We start from the raw sequence: 23,621 nt of genomic DNA, 5'->3' as shown, positions 1-23,621 counted from the left end.
CTAGCTATTTAAATTTTTCTTTTCCTGTAAAATATATTCTGCTGTACGCATTGACAGGGCCAGGATAGTCCAAGTCAAATTTTTATCACCCTGTTGTACAAATGGCCCGGCATCTACAACAAACAGATTTTTACAATCATGTGCTTGCCCCCATTTGTTCAGAGCTGAAGTTTTAGGATCATTTCCCATACGTGTGGTGCCACCTTCGTGGATAATTTTTCCTGGTGCTTCTAAACCATACAATGTATCTGCTCCCGGAATCTTTGAGGTTATCACAGCTCCCATTTCGTGCATAACAGACTGAAATGTTTCTTGCATATGCTTTGCCTGTGCAATCTCCTCGTTTGCCCATTTATAATGGAAGCGCAAGACGGGTATTCCAAATTTATCGACTTTATTGGGGTCTATTTCACAATAATTATCTATTCTGGCTAATGCCGTTCCTCTTCCTGCCATACCTACATTAGCACCGTAAAAACTGTTATAATCCTGTTTTAAAGATTCTCCATATCCACCTAATGGCTTTTGCTTACCATCAGGACCTTTTGCATTGTTATTTACATTGGGCACCCAGTTTAAAAAACCATAAGAAGGCATGTGTAAACCTCCTCCATACTCAATATGATAGCCACGAGGAAAATTAAGCTTCTTATTATCTTCCCACCATGGTGAGTAGATATGTACGCTTCCAACTCCATCTTCATTATAGCGTTTACGGTCTAACAATTGTGGTAAAAACCGGAGAGACTTGCTCCCGTTGAATCATGAAGATATTTCCCGACTACACCACTACTATTTCCGACACCACCTGGATGTGCTTTAGATTTTGAGTTCAGCATAATTCGTGCGCTCTCACATGCACTAGCTCCTAAAATAACCGTTTTACCTTTAACCGCGTATTCCTGTAAATCTTTGGTATCAACGTATGAAACTCCAATGGCAATTCCTTCATCATTGGTCAATACTTCACGAACCATTGCATTATCAATAACTTTTAGATTTCCGGTTTTTATTGCTGGTATTACTAAACAGGAAGATGACGAAAAATCGCCATATACTTTACAGGCACGTCCACACTGACCACAATAAAAACATGTACCTCTACCTTTTATTTCTTTGGATACTTCTGTTAATACTGCTCCACGTCCTGGAATAACGGGCACGCCGGCTTTCTTCGCTCCTTTAGCAATATAAAGTTCATTTAACCGTGGCTTTGGTGGTTTCATAAAGATTCCATCAGGTTCGTTATGAATGCCTTCTACAGTTCCATAAACACCGATCATGCGATCTACACGGTCGTAAAAAGGTTTAACTTCATCATAGGTAATTGGCCATGCATCAGTAACACCATCTTTAGGTTTGAAATCATCGGGCCCCATGCGCAATGATATTCTGCCCCAGTGGTTGGTACGACCGCCTAACATACGGGCACGAAACCATTCAAATTCAGTACCTCCTACTTTACTATAAGGCTCTCCTTCAAGTTGCCATCCTCCGTATGCGGCATCAAAGTCGCCAAAAGGACGGGTCGTCGAGGCACCGCGTCGGGAGATTCCCAAGGCCAGCGTAGCTGTTGAGAATCTTTTGCCGGGTCATAAAAAGGACCAGCTTCCAACATCAGCACTTTAAGGCCTGCATTGGCAAGTATATAACCCGCCATACCACCACCGGCTCCCGAACCGACGACAATAGCATCATAGACTTCTGTACTTTCCTTTATTTGATAATTTACCATAATCAATTTTTAATTTTCTTAGAAGCCGTTTATCTTACGATTGAAAAAAATAAAACAACATGCACTTCAAATCTGTTTGGTTATAATTAATTGTATAGATGAAAGGACAAATTAGGTAAAATTACTCAAAATCACAAAACCGTTTTATCGTTTTAGCGCTTTGTAAACAAGCCTTTACAATTACCCTCCCATCATCCCCTTTTTATAACCATAAACCATATCAAGACTAAAATAAAGTTAGTATAAAGGTGCAGTTAAGAAAATGACTTTTTAAAATGTCAGTATTAATGCTTGTTCATTCAAATATTTTTAATCTTGTAAAAAAATACCTCCATGGTCGATCACTTGTTCTAGTAGCTGTCTGCTAACAAAAATAATAGAGAAAAAAAGAGGGGCTTACAAAATTGCAAGCCCCTCTTTTTTTCTACTAATCCATTATATTCCAAACTGCTTTTTATAATTTTCTTCAAGCTGTTGTATTTCTTGTAGTAATTTCGTCTCTTTTGTCTGAGATAAAATACTCTTATAAACACCCAGTGTTCTTAAAGCAGTTTCAATATTTGAATATTCCAATTCTGGTTTTGTCTGCGCAATAGCATTATAATAAGACATATTTTGAGTTAAGAACTGCAAATTACGCTTAACAATGTCGTTTGCTTTTTGAGTTTCACCGACACTGTATAAAACATTAATGATCGGTGTATAGTTTAAAACATCGCGCATCAAGAAAACACGTTTCGGCATTTTGTCGTACACTAACAAAGCGATTTCTTTCGCTTCTTTCTCTTTTCCTTGTTCCAAGAGCTGTGTTGCAGTACTTCCCGTTATTGAGTTGACAATTAAACCAATCATACGGTATGATTCTGGATCCAAGTAAGGTGATGTTGCCATATTTCCCCAAGCATACTTCTTGGTAATATCAGTATAAGCAGCTTCAGTATTTACAAGCGCTCCTGCATTTTCTTTTGCAACCTGAATAGGCATCAAACGATATGCAAAACCTTCCTGCACTAGGTACTTGTCTAGACCTAAGTAATTATCATTTGGAACTGTAGCGGCAAAGTAAATAGGTCGTTTCCAATTGTTATCTGCTAAAATAGATAAGATCGACAGTTCGGCTCTGGTTACATAATTCTTATTATAAGTCCATGCTAAAGTATCTGGAATCGTATTTTCCCATTCCTTTGGTACTGTTTTATTTTGGATAACCGCATTTCTATCTACCGCTAAAGCAAGATTTTTAGTTGGTAAGAAGTTCTCAAATTCACCAGAGTTCAGCTGTGCCTTATTTTTAGCATCATCCGAAAGCATAAACTGTAAAACTAAATTTAAATCAGCATGTCCTGGAATTTGAACATCTTGAAAGTACATCACATCACGCACTCCTTTTTTAAATTTCTCTTTATCAATATTGATCGGTAACGCATCAGCATCATTTGCCTTTTTCTGCATTTGAGCCATATACCAATCGGCACTTAACAAACTTAAGTTTACGACACGTACATCTGTTCGTATACCTTCCACTTCCTGTGCATACCACAATGGATAAGTGTCGTTATCCCCGTAAGTGAATAAAATAGCATTAGGAGCACAAGATTCTAAGTAATCTTTAGCTAGATCACGCGCCGTTAATTTATGTGAACGATCGTGATCATCCCAGTTTTCTTTTGCTAATAAAACGGGTGCTGCAAGTAAACAAACCACTGTCGTAAGTCCTGCCGCTGTTTTAGGATTCATTTTCTTACCTAAGAAATCTGCTATCGCAAAAACCCCTAATCCAATCCAGATGGCAAATGCATAGAACGATCCAGCATAGGCATAATCACGTTCACGTGGTTGTAAAGGACTTTGATTTAAATAAAGAACAATTGCTAAGCCTGTAAAGAAAAATAACAATCCAACAACACCAGCATCTTTTTGTCTTTTACCAAAGTGCCAGAAAGCACCTATCAATCCTATAATTAGCGGTAAGAAGAAATACTTGTTATTTGATGGATCGGTATTTAAAGAGTCAGGAAGCGCATCTTGTCCACCGACCAACATTTGATCGATCGGTTTAATTCCAGAGATCCAGTTTCCTTCTGTAAAAGTGCCGTGTCCTTGCTGATCATTTTGACGACCTGCAAAATTCCAAAGGAAATAACGACCGTACATATGACCGATCTGGTAATTAAAGAAGAATTTTAAGTTATCACCAAATGTTGGAGACTGTCCTTCACCTAATCTTAAATAGTCCTGATAATAGCCAGGATGACCATCTCTATTACTATACACACGAGGGAATAAAACTTCTTTATCGTATTGGTAAGTAGATCCTGTCTGGATTTTTGTATACTTATCTTTATCTTTCTGTAAGAATAGGTAGGTTCTACTCCTGTAACTTTAGAATCAAAGTTAGGACCTTTAAATAATGGCTCACTAGCATATTGCTCACGTCCTAGATAACTTAAGAAAGTAAAGGCATTTTCTGGATCACTATTATTTAACGTTGGATTTGCTTTTGCACGGATCATAATCATGGCAAATGAGCTGTATCCGAAAATAATAAAAGAAGCACTGATCATTACGATATTTAAGATCGGTTTTACTTTTTTGATCGAATACCAAATACCATAAGCTAATAATGCCACCAATAACACAACAAAAAATGTGAATCCTGATCCAAATCCCAATCCTAATGTATTGACGAAGAATAAATCAAAATAAGCCGCGAATTTAACCGAGTACTGAATGATACCCCATAAGATCACCGCTAAAACCACTACTCCTAATAAGAATGATTGAATAGCTCCTTTGCTTGTAATTGTCTTTGCTCTCTTAAAGTAAATAACAACTGCAATAGCAGGGATAACAAGTAAGTTTAATAAGTGAACGCCTATGGAAAGTCCCATTACGTAAGCGATAAAAATCAACCAACGGTCAGCACCAGGTTCATCTGCATGGTTTTCCCATTTTAGAATACCCCAAAATACGACAGCTGTACATAAAGAAGACATGGCATATACTTCGGATTCTACTGCTGAGAACCAGAATGTATCTGAGAATGCATATGCTAAAGCTCCTACCAATCCCGATCCGAAGATCTTGATCAAATCTACACTTGAATATGTTCCATCTACAGATTTTGTGACCACTTTTCGAGCTAATGCTGTAATGGTCCAGAATAAAAACAAAATGGTAATACCACTGCATACTCCAGATCCCACATTCATCCAAAAAGCAATTCTTGTAACATCTCCCCCTGCAAGGTTCGAGAATATATTTTGAATCATCAAAAATAACGGAGCACCTGGTTGGTGAACCACCTGCATTTTATATGCTGAAGCGATAAACTCACCGCAGTCCCACCAACTCGTTGACCTTTCTGCGGTTAACATATAAGTGACGGTAGCAATAATTGCGCAGGCCCACCCTAAAACATTGTTAATTTTAGTATAGTTCATATAATTATACTGTATAAAGATTATAATACGTTCCGAAAATAAGGATATTTAATAAGAAACGAATAAATTATATTTTTTTATACGCTTAAACTCAAATTTGTTACTGCCAGATAGGCTCTGTACTAGGCCAAGAACTGGTCTTTCAGAATAAATTAAAAAATTATTAGCCTGAGAATCAATTAAAAGGCATTTACCGTTCATTTTATTTGCAGAAATAAAAAAGTGCCGTATATTTGCATCATCAAAAGTGACCAACACGCTTCCATAGTGTTACACTTTTGAGAATGTTTGCCCGATAGTATAAGGGTAGTACGACAGTTTTTGGTACTGTTTGTCTTGGTTCGAATCCAGGTCGGGCAACATTAAAAAAGGCTTACTTCGGTAAGCCTTTTTTGTTTTAATACATTTTCAAAAATACTTTCATGATGTATTAATCCAATCCTGTCTAAAGGGAGTATGTCCATAATGTATACTACACCAAAAAGATAGTTCTCAATAAATATTTCCACCAGTAGTAAATATGACACCTGTTAGTAGATACTATTCAAAAGAGGTTATCATACATTATACACCTTGGGATAAGATTTTGAAATTCTACACTTGTTTAACACTAAAAATATCGTGGGTAACAGTCGAACTATTATAATAACAAAATTATGCAATCTGCTTGACTTTTACTTTTTCCTGCTCATAATGAGGCATTATTTAAATTTTTACATTTTTTTTTCGATTGAAATTTTGAAATTAAAAACATTTATCTAACTTTGCACCATCGAAAGGATAAAGGTTGACATGTCAATCGAATCTATAAGATAGATTGCTCGATAGTATAAGGGTAGTACGACAGTTTTTGGTACTGTTTGTCTTGGTTCGAATCCAGGTCGAGCAACTTTAAAAAGAAAAAAATGGATTGTTATAAAAACAATCCTTTTTTTTAAGTCATTAGAAAGTAATTGGCAACATACAAACAGAAAATTCTATTCTAATCCACTATATCAAAAATAAAAAACCATGCCTTTGCAATTCAACACGGTTAAGTTATTCGCCGGTTCTGGCACTACAGAATTAGCAGAAAAAATCGCTACCTCCTACGGGAAACCTCTAGGAGATAAAACGTTATCTCGTTTTAGCGATGGAGAAATCCAACCTTTTTACAATGAATCAGTTCGTGGAAGCGATGTATTTATTGTTCAATCAACAAATCAACCAACAGACAATTTATTTGAATTATTGTTGATGATTGATGCAGCAAAGCGTGCTTCAGCCCATTACATTACTGCTGTAGTTCCTTATTTCGGTTTTGCACGTCAGGATCGTAAAGACAAACCACGCGTAGCCATTGGCGCTAAAATGATTGCTAATTTAATTACCGCAGCAGGTGCACACCGCATCATGACAATGGATCTACATGCGGCGCAAATCCAAGGTTTCTTCGATATTCCTGTTGATCACTTAGACGGTTCGATTATCTTTGTTCCTTACATCAAATCATTAAATCTTCCTAACTTAACGATTGCATCTCCAGACATGGGTGGTTCTTACCGCGCACGTACATTTGCAAAATTCTTCAATGCAGAAGTAATCATCTGCGACAAACGTCGTAAACGTGCCAACGAAATTGAATCAATGTCTATCATTGGTGATGTTACTGGTCAAGACGTTGTTTTGATTGACGACATCTGTGATACTGCAGGTACATTATCAAAAGCTGCAGCATTGATCATGGAAAGCGGTGCTAAATCTGTAAGAGCAGTATGTACACATGCTGTATTATCAGGTAAAGCTTACGAAACAATTGAGAACTCTGTATTGTCTGAAATGATTGTTACTGATACCATTCAATTGGATCCAGAAAAAATGAAACAGTCGACTAAAATTAGAGTGTTATCTACTGCAGAATTATTTGGAAAAGCAATTAAGAATGTTAACCAACACGGTTCTATCTCTGATTTATTCGAAGTTGAATAAGTTAACCACTTAGAATTCAAAACATATATAAACCTTTCTCTTTATGGAGGAAGGTTTGTTATAATATTAGCAATTACAATAACATTATAACAAAAAAAACATATCTTTGCACCTTAAAATTTAATCAAATTAAAGATGAAATCAATTGCTATTAGCGGTTCTGTAAGACAGAGCGTAGGGAAAAGAGATGCGAAAGAATTGCGTTACGAAGGTAATATTCCTGCAGTTCTTTATGGTGGTTCTACACAAACTCACCTTTCTGTATCCGCAGCTGATTTGAAAGCAGTACTTTACACTCCAGAGGTTATCTTCATTGAATTAAACCTTGATGGAAAAACTGTAAAGGCTATCGTTCAAGACGCTCAATTCCACCCATTAACTGACTTAGTTACTCACGTTGACTTTTTAGAGTTGAATGATGAGAAAGAAGTTACGTTAAATATCCCTGTAACATTAACTGGTACTTCTCCAGGTGTTAAATTAGGAGGTAAATTAGTTCAAAAATTACGTAAATTACGTGTTAAAGCTTTACCTGGAAACTTACCTCAAGAAATTGCAGTTCCTATGGAATCTTTAGAAGTTGGTAAATCTTTCCGCGTAGCTCAAGTAGTTTTAGAAAACGCTAAAGTTTTAAACAACTCTGACGATACGATCGTATCTGTTATCATGTCACGTGCTTTACGTCAAGCAGAAACAGAAGCTGCGAAAGCAACTAAAGGTGGTAAAAAATAATCTTTCGGGATTTATTAAACAGCTTATTAAAAGGCATCGAATTATCGATGCCTTTTTTTGTTAAGAAAAGTTTAGGGAATTAATTCTTAACACCATCTTAACATTGAATTTATCACGAATTAACAGTGTATCATTACTTTTGAGATCATCTTCAGGTCTCGACTTGTTTTATAAAAGTAATGAAAAAACACATTTTTGGATATCCTCAGATATTCCTGTTCTCCATCCTTATTTTGATTCAAAGTTGTGCTGATTCCGATCATGCGATCAAAATGAAAGGTTCAGACACCGAAGTGAACTTAGCTGTTAATCTTGCAGAAGAGTTCTCTAAGGAAAACGCTGATTTCAGTATAGCTATCTCCGGTGGAGGTTCAGGTCTAGGTATCACTGCTCTCCTCAATGGGCAGGCTGATATTGCAAATTCCTCACGCCCACTTACAGAGGACGAGATTGATCTCTTCAAAGAAAAAAATATTCCTTTAAGAACGGTTGTGTTTGCGGAAGATGCTACGGCATTTGTGGTGAATAAAGACAATCCTATTGACTCCATCAACCTAAAAGATCTAGCAGAAATTTTAGATGGTACACAGGATTCATGGTCTAAATTGTCAAATAGCAATTTACCGATCACCATCTACGGAAGACAGAGTAGTTCTGGAACTTATTCTTTTGTCAAGAAAAAATTAAAAATCAAATTCAGTCAAGCAGCGAAGGAGATGACTGGTAATTCGCAGATTTTAGAAAGCGTAAAACTGGATAAATCTGGTATTGGGTATGTTGGCGCAGGTTATATATCTCAAAACACCAATGTTCAGCAAGGAATCAAAGTTTTAAAAATCATTGATAAAACGAATACAGCTGTATCGCCATTAGACCAAGAGGCCATCCGTCAAAATCGATACTACTTCCAGCGTCCGTTATTCCAATTTATTCCGGAATCATCATGGGAAAAGTAGAACCTTTCATTTCATTTGAAAAAAATACGAAAGGCAAAGCTTTAATCGAATCGTCGGGGTATTACGTTATTCATTAATAAAGGTTATGAAGTATAAAAATAGAATTTTAATTGATCGTGTCGCCCAGCACACTTTCAAATTGACAGGATATCTTGTGTTAGCACTTTTAGGTGGTATCTTCGGAATGTTACTCTACAATGCTATTTCTTTCTTTTTAGAAGTAAAACCATTGGATTTCCTAACGGGACGTGAATGGAACCCTACAGCTGCAATTCCTACCTATGGTATTTTACCATTGATCGTGAGTACAACAATTGTTGCATTTGGCGCTATGGTAATTGCGATCCCTTTGGGAATTGGTACAGCAGCTTACATTTCGGAATATGCAAGTCCTAAAGTTAAAAATATATTGAAACCCTTAATCGAAATGCTTGCTGCTATTCCTTCTGTTGTCATTGGTTTCTTAGGAATTGTATTGGTAGGACCCAAAATAGCATCGCTTACAGATCTTCCAAATGGACTAAATGCTTTAAACGGTTCTCTTTTACTTGCTATTATGGCATTACCAACCATCATCACAATTTCTGAAGATGCCATCCATGCTATTCCAAAAACATATCGCGAAGGTAGCTATGCACTTGGCGCAAGTAAGTGGCAAACGTTGATCAAAATTACTATTCCAGCAGCAGCTCCCGGAATCATTGCAGCCGTTATGCTCGGACTTGGAAGAGCCATCGGTGAAACCATGACGGTATTAATGGCGACTGGCAATGCCGCACTTTTTCCTGAGGATTTCTTTGATTCGGTCAAAACCATTACAGCAACAATTGCTATAGAAATGGGGGAAGTGCCTTTTCAGACAACACATTACTTTGCTTTATTTGCCATCGCAATTGTATTGTTCTTCATGACTTTAATAGCCAATCTGGTTGGTGAATATTTTATTAATCGTTTTAGAAAATATCATGCGGCTTAATTTTAAAAAAATAACTCCCATTATTGAATGGGGTTCATTATTGCTTTCTACTGGATTAGTCTGTTTTTTCCTTATTGTCATCCTTTACGAAATTTTTTCAAAAGGCTGGTCTGCGATCTCGTGGTCTTTCATCACTGAATTACCAACCGATGGTATGACTAAAGGTGGCGTGCTTTCGCCAATAATCGGAACAGTTATCTTGACATTGATAACGGCGCTATTTTCAATTCCTTTTGGTGTCTGCTGTGCGATCTACTTAAATGAATATGCCAAAAATACATGGCTGACACGTACCATCAGAGCTTCTATCCGTAACTTATCAGGTGTACCATCGATCATCTATGGTTTATTCGGATTAGCATTATTTGTGCAGGGCCTACATTTTGGAACTTCACTTTTATCTGCTGGTTTGACATTGGGGCTTTTATCCTTGCCCTATATCATAACGACAACGGAAGAGGCCTTACTACGTATTCCTGCGAGTATGCGTGAAGCGGCACTTGCTGTAGGGGCTACAAAATTTGAATCGATTAAAGATGTTGTGCTTCCGGCTTCATTGCCCGGTATCCTCACGGGTGTTGTTTTAACATTATCGCGGGCGGCAGGTGAAACAGCTCCAATTTTGTTTACTGGTGTTGCATTCTACATCACAGATGTGTCTGTTAACACTAGTCAGGAATTTATGGCTTTGCCTTATCACCTTTACATGCTGTCGACACAGCATCAATCTATAGAAGAAGTGCGTCCATTGGCTTATGGAACTGCACTCGTACTTATTATCGTGGTTTTCTTAATGAATTTAACCGCATTTTACATTCGTTATAAATACAGAAAAAATGACCAATAATTTATATACCAAAGATCTGAATATCTGGTTTGGTTCTAAACATGTTTTAAAGGGAATTGATATTGAGTTTCCTGAGAAAAAAGTAACGGCATTGATCGGTCCTTCCGGATGTGGGAAAAGTACTTTACTTCGCTCCTTTAACCGCATGCATGACCTCGTTCCTGATGCTAGAATTGAAGGAACTGTCAGTATCGACGGTCAAAATATTTATGAAAAAGGTATCTCGGTTACGGATATACGCAAGAGAATCGGCATGGTTTTCCAAAAAGCGAACCCATTTCCAAAAAGTATCCAGGAAAATATCGCTTACGGTCTGAAGATGAACAATCTAGATGCAAGTCCTGCTGTTATTCAAAAAGCTCTTGAAGAGGTGTATCTGTGGGATGAGGTGAAAGATGATCTTAAAAAACCGGCAACCCGTTTATCTGGTGGACAGCAACAACGTCTGTGTATTGCCCGTGCAGTTGCACTTCGTCCTGATGTTATTTTAATGGACGAACCTTGTTCGGCTTTGGATCCGGTTAGTACCCTAAAAATAGAGGAACTGATCCATCAGTTAAAAGAACAGTATACGATTGTTATTGTGACACATAATATGCAACAGGCACAACGTGTGGCTGATAAAACGATCTTCATGTATCTGGGTGAAGTGAAGGAAGAGGGTGCTACTTATGATATCTTTAACAATCCGCAACATGAAATTACGAAAAACTATATTAGCGGACACTTTGGATAAGAACTGAGTGTGCTATTTTGTTTGTTAAAGCATGGAAGAACTATTGTATATGAAAAGGTTTCCTTACTTTTGCAGGCTAAGTATTAAACAATGAATTATCTTATCGTAGGATTGGGCAATATCGGAAGGGAATATGCCGACACACGTCATAATATCGGTTTTATGGTCGCAGATCAACTTGTTAAGGAAGCTAACGCTTCTTTTTCAACGTTAAAACTTGCGTCATATGCGGAGTATAAGCAACGGGGCCATAATGTATATGTAATTAAACCGACTACTTATATGAACTTAAGCGGTAAGGCTATGAATTATTACATGCAACTGCTGAAAGTTCCTATCGAAAATACGCTGGTTATTGTGGATGATCTTGCTATTCCTTTTGGATCCTTACGTATCAAGCCTAAGGGCTCTGCTGCCGGACATAATGGTTTAAAGTCTATTGAAGCACTATGTGGCGGGCAGGCATACCCGCGTCTGCGTTTTGGAATTGGTGATAATTATACCAAAGGCAGACAGGTGGATTATGTGCTTGGGCCATTTGATCCTGAAGAGCAAAAAGAACTGCCACAGCTTATCGATCATGCTGTAAAGATGATCAATAGCTTTGTCAATATCGGTATTGAACTGACCATGACCAATCTGAACACAAAATAAAACAAAGCCGTTAACCTGTTAACGGCTTTGTTTCTTTTATAAAGCGATGCTCAAAAAGCGCAAACGTTTGATATTCGAAAGCCTGGTTTTAATTTAAAATGATTTTCTACCTTTAAGCAGACTTAAATCAATATAAAACCGACTAAAGCATGTTTTATTTCCAAAAAACAAAGCAGAAATGTCTTACTGTATTAGCCATTTTATTGCTTTCTCATCAGGTAGAGGCCCAGGATTCGCGTTATTCTATTATACCGAAACCAAGTGAGCTAACTGCTCAAAATGGAGCGTTTTCTTTAACCTCCAATACCAAGATATTCATCAATAAGGAAAATCGATCTGAAATACAGGAACTGGCAGGTTTAATAAAAATTGCTACAGGTTTTGATCTTAAAATAGAACAGGAAAATACCGGTAAAAAAGGGATACACTTTGTTTTGGACAAGGGCTTAAAAAACAGTTCAGCAGAGGGCTATACGCTGGATGTTAAATCGGATAATATTGTTGTGAAAGCTAGAACTGCCACAGGTTTGTATTATGGTGCCCAAACGCTCAGACAGCTGTTACCAAGTGCTATTGAAAGTCAATCTACTATAAATACGATTCAGTGGTCTATTCCCAACGTGTCGGTAAGTGATGCTCCAAGGTACAACTGGCGTGGCTATATGCAAGATGTAAGCCGGACATTTTATAGCGTGGATGTGATCAAAAAATATCTGGATGTAATGGCACTCTATAAACTGAATACTTTTCACTGGCATCTAACTGACGATCAGGGTTGGCGCATAGAGATCAAAAATATCCTAAACTAACATCTGAAAAAGCAACAATTTTCCACCATACAACTCACCAACCTGCTGAAAGGAGTGGTTTCTACACTCAGGAGCAAATTAAGGATGTTGTGGCTTATGCCAAAGCAAGACATATCACGATTGTTCCTGAGATTGATGTTCCGGGACACTCCTGGCCAACGATTTTGGTATATCCGGAACTCGGCGTTAATAATAATAGCTACCCCAATCATGTATTTCCTTTTCTCTCTTCTTGGGGATACTGGGGAAATCAATTTACACCGAATACTTTAGACCCAACAAAAGAAGCTGTTTATAAATTTCTTGATGATGTATTTACGGAAGTTACCGCATTATTTCCAGGCCAATACATACATTTCGGTGGTGATGAGGTACGACACGACCTATGGGAAAAGGAACAACACGTGATCGACTTCATGAAAAAGAATAATATTAAAACGGTTACTGAATTACAGAGTTACTTTGTGACCCGCGTTTCTAAAATTATCACGAGTAAAGGGAGAAAACCATTGGGATGGAATGATATCTTGACAGATGTTAAAAATCTACCTAAAGAAACAGCTATTATGAGCTGGCTCGGAGCTGATGCGATCAAAAAGGCTGTAGAAAATGGATTTGAAAGTGTAACAACGCCAACTGATCCTTTGTATTTTGATATTACACAAGCAGATCGAAATGACGGTACTATGAGTGATCTAGCCTACGGTAATATCAATACGCTTGAAAAAGTATACGAGTATGATCCGAGTAAAGGATTAACTAAAGATGAGGAAAAACTGGTGTTAGGTGTACAGGCTAATCAATGGACTGCATTAACACAAGAACTAAAGGATATGAATATCCATAACTTCCCGCGCTTACTGGCACTAGCTGAGACGGGATGGACAGTGAAGAATAAAAAAGATTTTGCAGATTTTACAGCCCGATTGGAAAAACATTCTGATCGATTGGACGAACTGAAGTCGACTACTATAAAAAGGGCGGTTTTACGGTAGCTAAATGGAGTCCTGCAACAGTTACTGAAGAGTTTAAAGAAATGACAATTGATATGACTAAAAAGGTGTATACTACAGGTCGTGTGCAGGCGGGCTTCCTCTTTACAGCAGGTAAAACTTTTTGGAAATAGATGGTGTCGAACTTTTGGAAAATGGTCAGGTGATCAGCGCAGACAAACATCACGCATTAGCAGATAAATTTAGAGGGACAAATAAGATTAAACCTTTCTTCTTCAATTTTGAAGTGAGACAGTACAATCCGAATGCAAAATATACAATCAGAGCGCAAGTTAGAAGTGTAGGCGGTACTGATTCAAATGGCAACTTTACTTTTAACCTAAGTCCTTATCAACCCTTCACGGTAGCTGAACCGAGATAAAAATTCTTTCACAAAAAATCCTCAAAATTTATGGATTTTGAGGATTTTAATCATTTTATCTAGCTCTTGATTGCATTCTATCGTGTTTAGCTTTACTTATTGCCATAACTAGCCCGTCAGTACCTACATGTTCAAGTTCTTTACCATCCACTTTTATTTTTGACACTTTTTGATTTGGATTAACAATTGAATAGGAATGTATACTATTTTCAGGAATAGATGTGAAATAATTCAAAGAAACCTCCTGATTATCTACCATGTAGCTATATTTTTTAGAAAAATCAATTTCGGACTTCTTTATTTTCCCAGACCCTAGAACCATAACTTCATTAGTTTTAGACTCTTCAGATACCTGATTATTTTTACTTCCAGCCTTGGTGACAATCAAAATTACGCCATTAGCACCTCTAGCACCATAAAGAGCTTGAGCAGAAGCATCTTTTAATACAGTTATACTTTCTATATTATCGGGCTTTATTGTATTGATATCGCCCTCATAGATTTTACCATCAAGTACATATAATGGTGGAAGCTTATTCGATTTACCAAATATAATGCGTACTGAAGTATCTCTTAAAGCTTTTGTTCTAGATCTATCTCTAAGTTCAACAACGCCATTTTTACCTTTTTCGCCATATTGTTGAATTGCATAATCACCAGTACTAAGTGCCTTTATACTTAATTTATTTTCTGGAACTTTATTCACCTCATCCATCGTCACTTCTTTACCATCCAAAAGGATCAATCCAATTTTATCTCCTTTTGTATTAAAAAATCCGGTTTTTGTTTGTTTATAGTCATTCGAAATGGAAGATGCACTCTTTTTTCCCTTAGTTACGATTTCAATAGCACCCTTCTTCCCCCTTTCTCCATATTTTAATAATACAGCTTTATCCTTAAGAATAGTCATCGCTTCAATATTATTTTTGTCTAAGCTTTTAAATGCGTCTGAATCAACTTCCTTCCCATCCACAAAATACAATAAATCTGTAGGTTTAATGTCGAGGCTTGTACCAATATTAGTCTTTGCTCCATGAGCAGTAAACTTTGAGGTATCTGTCTTAATTCCAATAATTGAAACGGCTTCCTCTTTTACATTTACACCGATTACTTTTCCTTTTAACGTATCTTGAACTAAACCCGCTTCTTCAATGGTATTTTTCGCGGACTGAAAAGTGGATACTGCAGGCTCTAAATCAATCTCTTTCGCGGCATCTGTCGCTTGCGTTATCTTAGCCTCTGCTTTATTTAGAGTAAATGCACCAGCTGTCAATACAAAAATAGGCAACATAAATGCGTACTTTCCGAGCTGTATTTTTGCAGATCTTTTTTTATTCATCATCATTATCCTTCGCTTTAGTGTCTTAAAACTAAACTGATTTCCTAATGTCGCCGACCCGCCGCTAGCATTGACACGTAGCAAGCTATACTGGTAGGTCTGTCTATCTACGCCATTATTGAGTACTTGCTGATCTGTTAGAAATTCCAAATTTTCACGGATTGCCTTTCGCATGAGCCATACAAAAGGATTGAACCAGCTGCTGATTAAAGTAAACTCACTGATCAGGATATCAATAGAATGCAAACCCTTTACATGAATATCTTCATGTTTAAAAATATCCATGAGCTCCGGTTCTGGATGATGATCTCTGTTAACGTATATTTTATTTAAAAACGAAAAGGGTACAATGGGTATAAAAACATTTCTAAAAAGATAAGATTGCCACTGTGCAGGTTCAGAATAAATATGAATTCGCAATAGGCTAATCATCTGAATTAAGAAGCGAATTGATAAAATCGTTACCCCTATGAAAAGTAAAAGGATCAATACATTATTTAAGGTAAAGACCGATTTGTCCACCTCTTGTCCGAGATCCATTGACCAATCCATCGCGATCTCCCCTACTGATGGAATTGGTTTTCTAAACCAAGATTGAATATCTAAGAACGGATAGGTAAATGAAAATAAAATACCTGTAATAAAATACATGCGGTTAAGCAGGTAAAATGTCAGGTTCTTTAATAACAATACATATCCTAAGTATACAACACTTAGTAATACATTAATCTGGATCGCATAATTTAGGATATTTTCCATGGTTACTAGCTTTTATTTTCCTTGATCATTTGCATGATTTCTTCCAATTCGGATGCAGATAGCTTTTCTTCTTTCACAAAAAATGTAACCATCTCCTTATATGAATTCTTAAAATAGTCTCCTACGAAAGAATGCATAAATGTCTCTTTATAATCTTCTTCAGAAATCAACGGTTCGTATCGATTTGCATTTGCATACTTAACTGACTTTACGAATCCCTTTTTTTCTAGATTTTTAACTGTAGAGGCCAATGTCGTATAAGGCATCTTCTCGCCTTTGATATTGTCCAAAATCTCTTTCACAAAACATGCCTTAAGATTCCAAATGGCCTGCATCGCCTGTTCTTCTTGTGCTGTTAACTTTTCCATACCTGATTATTAAACTACTAATTATACACAAGTCTACGAAATAATCGTAATAATTCAAATTAATAATTCTTTTTTTTATTCTCTGGATTTTCAAATACTATTTCTCCATTGAAAAAAATGAAACACGAAATGCCAAAGCTGTCCTTGCTTATAGTTTAAGAGCATTATTATCAGAATTCAATATTGTGATCAAGTTCAAGATATCCACCTTGTCTAGTAATTCCCGATAAAAGTAAACTGTCAATAGATCTATGGCTGATAAACATGCTTTGACTGGGCCTGAATTAATATTCTAAATCCAAACCATATTCTATCATGCTATTCAAATCTTCAATAAATTTGAAAACAACTTACATTTATAATTGTGACAATTTTGTTAATAGCTAAAAACGCATTCAATTTTTTTTAGATTTGGTTCTATACATTTCATTACGATAAGGGTATTTCATTTATGGATTTCGATTTTAGGTTAAAAGTTTTTTACGTTGCAGCCAATACGCTCAACTTCACAAAAGCGGCATCAGAGCTTTTTATCTCACAGCCAGCTGTAAGTAAAAATATACAGGAGATTGAAAACTCCATTGGTACACCGTTATTTGAACGATTAGGCAACCGGCTTGCCCTTACTCCTGCTGGAAAGATTCTTTATAAACATGCGCAGGTCATTTTGGAACAATACAATCAGGCGACTTATGAAATCAACGAAATAACAGGAAAGCAAAATGGAAATCTCTTCCTGGGAATCAGCACAACGATTTCTCAATATGTAATTCCTAAAATGTTAGTGGAGTTTAATCTCCATTTTCCACAAAATGAAATAAAAGTCACGCAGGCTAATTCAAAACGGGTTGAGCAACTTCTCATCAAGAACGAAATTCATCTGGGGATTACAGAGGGATTGCCAGATAATAGATCATTAAAATTCACACCCTATATCAAAGATGAAATTGTTTTGGTCACCCGCTATACTAATCCTTTATGTAAAGAAGAGAGATTTGTCTTAAATGACATCTATAAATTAGCACTCGTATTCCGGGAACCTGGATCTGGAACTCGTGATATCATCGATTGCAAATTGAAAGAAGCTGGAATTTCGTTACAGCATCTCCATACAGAAATTATTTTATCATCCTCCGAAAGTATTAAAAGGTATCTTAAATACAGTAATACCGCAGCATTTCTTTCGATCCATGCGATACAAGAAGAGCTTAAAAACGGTGATTTAAAAATCATTGAGTTAGAAGATTTTAGCATAGAGCGTTATTTCTACATCACCCATTTGGTTGGAGGACTTGCTAGCCTTCCACTAAAATTCATGAACTTTATTCAACAGCATAAGGGTAAAATCTACTCATAACATTTCGTTATAACAGATAATAATTATGAATTATAACAGCATTCTGTAATAGGGTACATTTGTTTAAAACCTAGTATGAATGGAAGAGGATATTAAAAAAATTAGGAGGAGCAGCAATACCATTATTATCGTGACGAGCATATTATTATGCTTCATTGTTTTATCTGCTTATATGACAAATGCTTTTGCGCATAAATCTCCTGATAAAGAGTCTGAACAGAGCGAAATAATTAACCATGTTGATCAATTAAAACTGACACCTTATGCTGACAATGCCGAAGATAAAATGGCAAGCTATGGTGAAAAACTGATAAGGGAGACTTACAACTATTTTTATGAAAAAGATGGAAGTAAAATTGGTAATCATCTGGCCTGCACCAATTGCCACCTCAATGGCGGAACAAAATCATTTGCGGCTCCCTATGTTGGGCTTACAGGTGTTTTCCCGATTTACATTGGCAGAGAAGATAAAGTGGAATCACTAGAAGAGCGTATCAACGGTTGTTTTGAACGTAGCATGAACGGAAAAGCTATTGATGTGAACAGTACCGAAATGAGGGCAATTGTTACCTATATTAAACATATCAGTAAAGATACGCCAATTGGAAAGCGAATTACTGGGCAGGGATTTGTCAAAGTGACCATTCCGGAAAGAGCTGCCGATCAAAAGAATGGAGCTACTGTCTTTCAACAGCATTGCCAAAGTTGCCATGGTACAAATGGAGAAGGCCAAAAACTTGCTGGAACTAAAGGATACCAATATCCACCTCTATGGGGAAATGATTCCTACAATGATGGTGCAGGAATGGCACGTATGTTAACAGCAATGAAATTTATCAAAGCAAATATGCCTTTAGGTGCTACTCACGACAGTCCGATTTTAACAGATGAACAGGCATTTGATGTGGCTGCTTATATCAATTCTTTTTCTAGACCAATCAAAGCAAATAAGGAAAATGACTATCCTAACTTAGCAAAAAAACCAAAAGACTCACCTTATCCACCTTATAACGACGAGATAAGTGCAATACAACATAAATTCGGTCCTTTTAATTTTTAAAAAATGAATAAAACAATTATGATTATGATCCTTGCTATCTGTAGCATGGGTAAATTAGCGGCACAAACGCAAGAGGAAGCATTGGTGAAAAATGCGTCATTTCAAGGAGCTGTTGCTGAAAAAAAATCGTATCATGCGATCTACCAATTGGATAGCAATGATCCAAAAACAATTGAGAAAGCAATTCGCAACATCAACAATGTGCTGGATGATCCACGATTAAAAGGAAAATTAACGCTTGAGCTGATAGCTTTTTCTGGTGGTACTGAGGCATTTTTAAAAAGTACTTCTAAATATGAAGAACAGTTCAAAAAACTAATCGCAAGAGGGGTCCAAGTAGCACAATGTACCAACTCGTTAAAAGAACGTAATCTGACCAAGGAACAACTGTTTGATTTCATCGGTTATGTTCCCAGCGGTAATGGTGAATTGGTGATCAGAGCTCATCAAGGCTGGACAATTGTTAAACCATAATTTGAAAACAAGACATGCAAAAACTCACTAAAACTATACTTGCTCTGTTACTTGGAACTTCATGTTCCTATGCACAAGATCATCAATTTCATCCTCCTTGGAATACCCCTCCTGAATCTGCTGTTAATTTTACGATCCCTGGGATTGACAACATCCCTGATCTTTATGGTGAAATTGAAAAGCCACAATTGGTTATTTTCTTTGCCGGAAACCAGTTTATGGTTATCGATGATCTGATCAAAACTTTCAAGAAAGAACATCCACAGTACGAGCGCATATTTGTCGAAACATTACCTCCGGGAATACTGGCAAAACAAATTCAAGGTGGATCACTAACAATCGGCAATTTGAAGATTACGCACACGCCAGATATTTACACTGCGGGTCAAAGACGGATCACAGAGATGGCTGACTATTTTGATCAGACTATTGCTTATGCAACCAACAAACTTACCTTAATGGTTCCAAAGGGTAATCCGAAAAACATCAAATCCTTGAAGGATTTAAAACGTAAGGATGTTCGTATCAGCATGCCGAATCCAGCTTGGGAAGGTGTTGGCGAGCAGATAAAAACCGCTTATCGCAAAGTTGGTGGAGAAGAACTCGTACATACCATTATGGAAGACAAGGTTGCAGATAAATCTACTTATCTCACTAAAATACATCATCGAGAAAGTCCACTTCGAATATTAGAAGGTCAAGCCGATGTTGCTCCAGTATGGTACTCAGAGGCATTTTTTCAAAAAATGATCAATCATCCGGTAGAAAGTATTACCATTCCGGATAATGAAAACATTACGGCGAAATATATGGCTGGTAAATTGAAAAAATCTAAAAATAAACAAGCTGCTAGTGATTTTATGGCTTACCTCCAATCAGATTCTGCAAAAAACATTTATAAAAAATATGGTTTTCAGGTAGATTAAGCTTTAGCATTGCCTAAATTTTGTTTCAGGTTTCTGCGTGGAAGAATCAAAAAAGTCTTTCCTTTTATACTCATCGAAGAGGCAAATTGTAAGGGCTTTTTTTGTATTATGTGCATAAGCAACATTATGCTTAAAAAATTAGATTTTTACCTTATCAACCAATTGAAAACTTTTGGATAAACAAATGGCGCGTATCAGTAATAACTAAGATTTTTAATTAAAAATAATGTCAAAAATGCTTAGATTATGGCATTATTATTACGAAAACCTAGTATATTAGCCCTCAATTTTATTACATTTGCATAAACACATGATAACATAAGAAGCTTATGTCTGAAACAGCATCTATTATTTTAAATGGTTCGTCATACGAATTTCCAGTTATTACTGGTACAGAAAACGAAAAAGCAGTTGACATCTCTAAATTGAGAGATCAATCTGGATATATTACATTAGATCCAGGTTTTAAAAACACTGGTGCAGCAAAAAGTGCTGTCACTTTCCTTGATGGTGAGACAGGTATTTTAAGATACCGTGGCTACCCTATCGAACAATTAGCTGAAAAATCAACTTCTTGGAAGTTGCTTATTTATTGATATACGGAGACCTTCCAACAAAAGCAGTTTTAGAACAATTCAGAACGGACATCAAATCACAGATGATGATTCATGAAGACATGAAAAACTTCTTTGCAGGCTTTCCTTCAAAATCCCATCCAATGGGACAATTATCGTGTCTAGTTGGAGCTTTATCAGCATTTTACCCTGAATCTTTAGATCCAAATCCAATACCTGAAGAAGAAGACAAAACAATTATCAATTTATTGGCTAAAATGCCTACGATTGTTTCTTGGATTCAAAAGAAATCTTTAGGTCATCCTGTTGTATATCCTAAAACTAATTTAGGTTATATCGACAACTTCTTAAATATGATCTTTGGTGAAGTCAATCAGGATAAAACTTTTGATCCTGTTGTGATTGATGCAATGCATAAATTATTGATTTTGCATGCTGACCACGAACAGAACTGTTCGACTTCTACAGTACGTATTGTAGGTTCATCAAACGCAAATTTATATGCTTCTATTTCTGCTGGTATCAATGCCCTTTGGGGACCGTTACATGGTGGAGCAAACCAAGCTGTAATTGAAATGCTTGAAGCGATCAAAAATGATGGCGGAGATGCTGAAAAATATTTAGCGAAAGCAAAAGATAAAAATGATCCTTTCCGTTTGATGGGATTCGGTCACCGTGTCTATAAAAACTTCGATCCTCGTGCTAAAATCATTAAAAAAGCATGTGATGATATCTTAGAAAAATTAGGTGTTAATGATCCTGTTTTAGATATCGCTAAAAAATTAGAAGAAGCGGCATTAAATGATCAATACTTCATCGATAGAAAATTATATCCAAATGTTGATTTCTACTCAGGTATTATTTACCGTGCATTAGGATTCAACTCGGAAATGTTTACCGTATTATTTGCTTTAGGTCGTCTTCCGGGATGGATTGCACAATGGAAAGAAATGCGTGAAAACAAAGAACCTATCGGTCGTCCAAGACAAGTATATACTGGTCCGACGGAACGTGATTATGTTGAAATAACACAACGTTAATTCTTAAAATATTTTAATAAAAAAGCATCTTTCGAGATGCTTTTTTTATTTCCATAAACAAATGTCTATTAAACCAGTATATAATTTGTTTTTCCTTCTCTTAATTCATACCTTTTCATTAAATTTGCCTACTAGAATTTCACTTATTAATAATCATTACAAATAAGAATTGTTAGATTTATTCATCATATCCTTGTTCCTGTTGCTATATTCATGTTTATAGCAGTTTTTACGTTGTTTGCGGTATATGCGGAACGTAAAATTGCAGGCTTTGTTCAAGATAGACTTGGTCCTATGGAAACGGGAAAATATGGATCTCTCCAGACCATAGCAGATATTTTAAAGCTCCTACAAAAGGAATTGATTACTCCGCTACTAGCGGATAAAATTTTATTCCGCATGGCTCCTATTGTTATTTTCGTAGCTGTTTTCACGGGGTTTTCTGTTATGCCATGGTCTAAGGATTTTATTCCAGTTAATACACACACTGGCTTATTCCTAATTATGGCTATAGTCTCCATAGATGCTATTGGTATCTTAATGGCCGGTTGGGGTTCTAACAATAAATTTTCATTGCTTGGTTCTATGCGTGCAATTGCACAAATGGTTTCTTATGAAATTCCTGTAGGATTATCCTTAATCGCAGCCGTGATGCTTACGCAGACGCTAAATCTGAATGATATTGCGACGAATCAAGGTGTATTATCAACAGAAGAAATCAAGTTTTTAGGTATTTGGTCTGTTAAAAATGTCGGTGGTATATTTGCTTGGAATATTTTTCAAGCACCCCATATGATCGTCACCTATATTATATTTTTTATAGCGACTTTGGCAGAGTGTAACCGTGCTCCTTTTGATATTCCGGAAGCAGAATCAGAACTTGTTGGTGGCTTTCATACCGAATATGGGGGGATACAGTTTGCATTTTTATTTCTAGCTGAATATGCTATGATGTTTCTGGTATCCATGTTGGGGGTCGTTTTATTCTTAGGCGCTTGGAATACACCTCTTCCGAATATTGGCCCATTAAAACTGGCTGACTGGACAACAGGCTTTGGCTGGGGAATATTTTGGACTTTTTCCAAATCCCTCTTTTTAGTTGGGGTTCAGATGTGGATCAGATGGACTTTACCGCGTTTACGTGCAGATCAACTGATGAATTTATGCTGGAAGGTTTTAACACCTCTCGCGTTTTTATGTATGGCTATATCAGCGATCTGGAGAATTTTAGTAATTGTTTAATTTGGTTAATTCGATATGATATTCAAAACGGCTTTTCATGCATTAACAACTGCTTTCAAGGGACTATCTTTGACAGTAAAGCATCTGTTTGGTGCTCGAAAGGCACGCCAAGAACTGGATATTACAAAAGATAATTATTTTGATAAACAGGATGGTATTGCAACAGATGCAGTATCCGAAAGCTTCCAAAATGCCAGTATCCTGAGGTAGCGCGATATTCAGCTTGAAGTTGAGATCGACGACTGTCATTG

General features: G+C 36.6%; 20 protein-coding genes, 1 tRNA gene and 2 pseudogenes. 17 read left to right on the top strand and 6 right to left on the bottom strand.

Annotated elements, in window-relative coordinates:
• From L950_RS32510 to L950_RS32495, 4 genes are all read right to left on the bottom strand, one after another.
• The gene (locus tag L950_RS32510; RefSeq protein WP_021188719.1) at positions 1-726 is read right to left on the bottom strand and encodes a GMC oxidoreductase; all 726 of its coding nucleotides are present in this window, start codon (positions 724-726) and stop codon (positions 1-3) included.
• Positions 720-1,559, bottom strand: a complete 840-nt coding sequence (locus tag L950_RS32505) for a GMC family oxidoreductase N-terminal domain-containing protein (protein WP_231577002.1) — start codon at positions 1,557-1,559, stop codon at positions 720-722. The genes L950_RS32510 and L950_RS32505 overlap by 7 nt, the downstream gene beginning before the upstream one ends.
• Positions 1,560-2,170: 611 nt before the next feature.
• Complete coding sequence (locus L950_RS32500) at positions 2,171-4,009, bottom strand: DMT family transporter (RefSeq protein WP_231577001.1); 1,839 nt, start codon at positions 4,007-4,009, stop codon at positions 2,171-2,173.
• Positions 3,961-5,178 (bottom strand): DUF2723 domain-containing protein, encoded by a 1,218-nt coding sequence (locus tag L950_RS32495; protein ID WP_231577000.1) that lies wholly within the window; start codon positions 5,176-5,178, stop codon positions 3,961-3,963. The genes L950_RS32500 and L950_RS32495 overlap by 49 nt, the downstream gene beginning before the upstream one ends.
• A 289-nt stretch (positions 5,179-5,467) precedes the next feature.
• Between L950_RS32495 and L950_RS08510 the strand changes: the two genes are divergently transcribed.
• The 10 genes and pseudogenes from L950_RS08510 (at position 5,468) to L950_RS29730 (ending at position 14,230) form a co-directional block, all read left to right on the top strand.
• Positions 5,468-5,538 (top strand) — tRNA-Gln (locus L950_RS08510).
• A 651-nt stretch (positions 5,539-6,189) separates the two neighbouring features.
• The gene (locus L950_RS08500; protein WP_021188717.1) at positions 6,190-7,146 is read left to right on the top strand and encodes a ribose-phosphate pyrophosphokinase; all 957 of its coding nucleotides are present in this window, start codon (positions 6,190-6,192) and stop codon (positions 7,144-7,146) included.
• Positions 7,147-7,281: 135 nt separating this feature from the next.
• Positions 7,282-7,878, top strand: a complete 597-nt coding sequence (locus L950_RS08495; protein ID WP_021188716.1) for a 50S ribosomal protein L25/general stress protein Ctc — start codon at positions 7,282-7,284, stop codon at positions 7,876-7,878.
• Positions 7,879-8,057: 179 nt separating this feature from the next.
• The gene (locus L950_RS08490; protein ID WP_021188715.1) at positions 8,058-8,834 is read left to right on the top strand and encodes a PstS family phosphate ABC transporter substrate-binding protein; all 777 of its coding nucleotides are present in this window, start codon (positions 8,058-8,060) and stop codon (positions 8,832-8,834) included.
• Between the two features lie 85 nt (positions 8,835-8,919).
• A complete protein-coding gene (pstC, locus tag L950_RS08485) occupies positions 8,920-9,810 on the top strand; it encodes a phosphate ABC transporter permease subunit PstC (protein ID WP_021188714.1) in 891 nt (296 codons plus the stop codon).
• On the top strand, positions 9,800-10,657 hold the full coding sequence (gene pstA / locus L950_RS08480; protein ID WP_031287565.1) for a phosphate ABC transporter permease PstA: 858 nt from the start codon (positions 9,800-9,802) through the stop codon (positions 10,655-10,657). The genes pstC and pstA overlap by 11 nt, the downstream gene beginning before the upstream one ends.
• Positions 10,647-11,393 carry a phosphate ABC transporter ATP-binding protein PstB gene (gene pstB, locus L950_RS08475; protein WP_021188712.1) on the top strand — a complete coding sequence of 249 codons (747 nt, stop codon included), beginning with the start codon at positions 10,647-10,649 and terminating at the stop codon, positions 11,391-11,393. The genes pstA and pstB overlap by 11 nt, the downstream gene beginning before the upstream one ends.
• A gap of 90 nt (positions 11,394-11,483) precedes the next feature.
• Entirely contained in the window at positions 11,484-12,047 is a 564-nt protein-coding gene (gene pth / locus L950_RS08470; protein WP_021188711.1) for an aminoacyl-tRNA hydrolase, read from the top strand.
• 149 nt (positions 12,048-12,196) lie between these two features.
• Positions 12,197-13,851: pseudogene (locus tag L950_RS37195) on the top strand (beta-N-acetylhexosaminidase).
• Between the two features lie 121 nt (positions 13,852-13,972).
• On the top strand, positions 13,973-14,230 hold the full coding sequence (locus L950_RS29730; RefSeq protein ID WP_021188709.1) for a hypothetical protein: 258 nt from the start codon (positions 13,973-13,975) through the stop codon (positions 14,228-14,230).
• Between the two features lie 55 nt (positions 14,231-14,285).
• Here L950_RS29730 and L950_RS36360 read toward each other — a convergent pair whose 3' ends face one another.
• Together L950_RS36360 and L950_RS08450 are read right to left on the bottom strand one after the other, a co-directional pair.
• Positions 14,286-16,328 carry a M56 family metallopeptidase gene (locus tag L950_RS36360; protein ID WP_021188708.1) on the bottom strand — a complete coding sequence of 681 codons (2,043 nt, stop codon included), beginning with the start codon at positions 16,326-16,328 and terminating at the stop codon, positions 14,286-14,288.
• A 5-nt stretch (positions 16,329-16,333) separates the two neighbouring features.
• A complete protein-coding gene (locus L950_RS08450; protein ID WP_021188707.1) occupies positions 16,334-16,696 on the bottom strand; it encodes a BlaI/MecI/CopY family transcriptional regulator in 363 nt (120 codons plus the stop codon).
• 451 nt (positions 16,697-17,147) lie between these two features.
• Here L950_RS08450 and L950_RS08445 point away from each other — a divergent pair, with 451 nt between their 5' ends.
• From L950_RS08445 to L950_RS08415, 7 genes and pseudogenes are all read left to right on the top strand, one after another.
• Entirely contained in the window at positions 17,148-18,053 is a 906-nt protein-coding gene (locus L950_RS08445; protein ID WP_021188706.1) for a LysR family transcriptional regulator, read from the top strand.
• A gap of 79 nt (positions 18,054-18,132) precedes the next feature.
• Entirely contained in the window at positions 18,133-19,113 is a 981-nt protein-coding gene (locus L950_RS08440) for a c-type cytochrome (protein WP_021188705.1), read from the top strand.
• A 3-nt stretch (positions 19,114-19,116) separates the two neighbouring features.
• On the top strand, positions 19,117-19,587 hold the full coding sequence (locus L950_RS08435) for a DsrE family protein (protein ID WP_021188704.1): 471 nt from the start codon (positions 19,117-19,119) through the stop codon (positions 19,585-19,587).
• 14 nt (positions 19,588-19,601) lie between these two features.
• Positions 19,602-20,513, top strand: coding sequence for a molybdate ABC transporter substrate-binding protein (locus L950_RS08430; RefSeq protein WP_021188703.1), 912 nt, complete (start codon positions 19,602-19,604; stop codon positions 20,511-20,513).
• A gap of 329 nt (positions 20,514-20,842) precedes the next feature.
• Positions 20,843-22,128, top strand: a pseudogene (locus L950_RS08425) (citrate synthase).
• A 213-nt stretch (positions 22,129-22,341) separates the two neighbouring features.
• Complete coding sequence (locus L950_RS08420; RefSeq protein ID WP_021188701.1) at positions 22,342-23,370, top strand: complex I subunit 1/NuoH family protein; 1,029 nt, start codon at positions 22,342-22,344, stop codon at positions 23,368-23,370.
• Between the two features lie 15 nt (positions 23,371-23,385).
• Positions 23,386-23,580: a hypothetical protein gene (locus L950_RS08415; protein WP_021188700.1), complete on the top strand. Its 195-nt coding sequence runs from the start codon at positions 23,386-23,388 to the stop codon at positions 23,578-23,580.
• The last annotated feature ends 41 nt before the right edge of the window (positions 23,581-23,621 follow it).

This window comes from Sphingobacterium sp. IITKGP-BTPF85, assembly GCF_001006065.1.
In the GTDB taxonomy this organism is placed as follows: Bacteria; Bacteroidota; Bacteroidia; order Sphingobacteriales; family Sphingobacteriaceae; genus Sphingobacterium; species Sphingobacterium anhuiense.
This window is presented reverse-complemented; position numbering and strand designations above follow the sequence as displayed.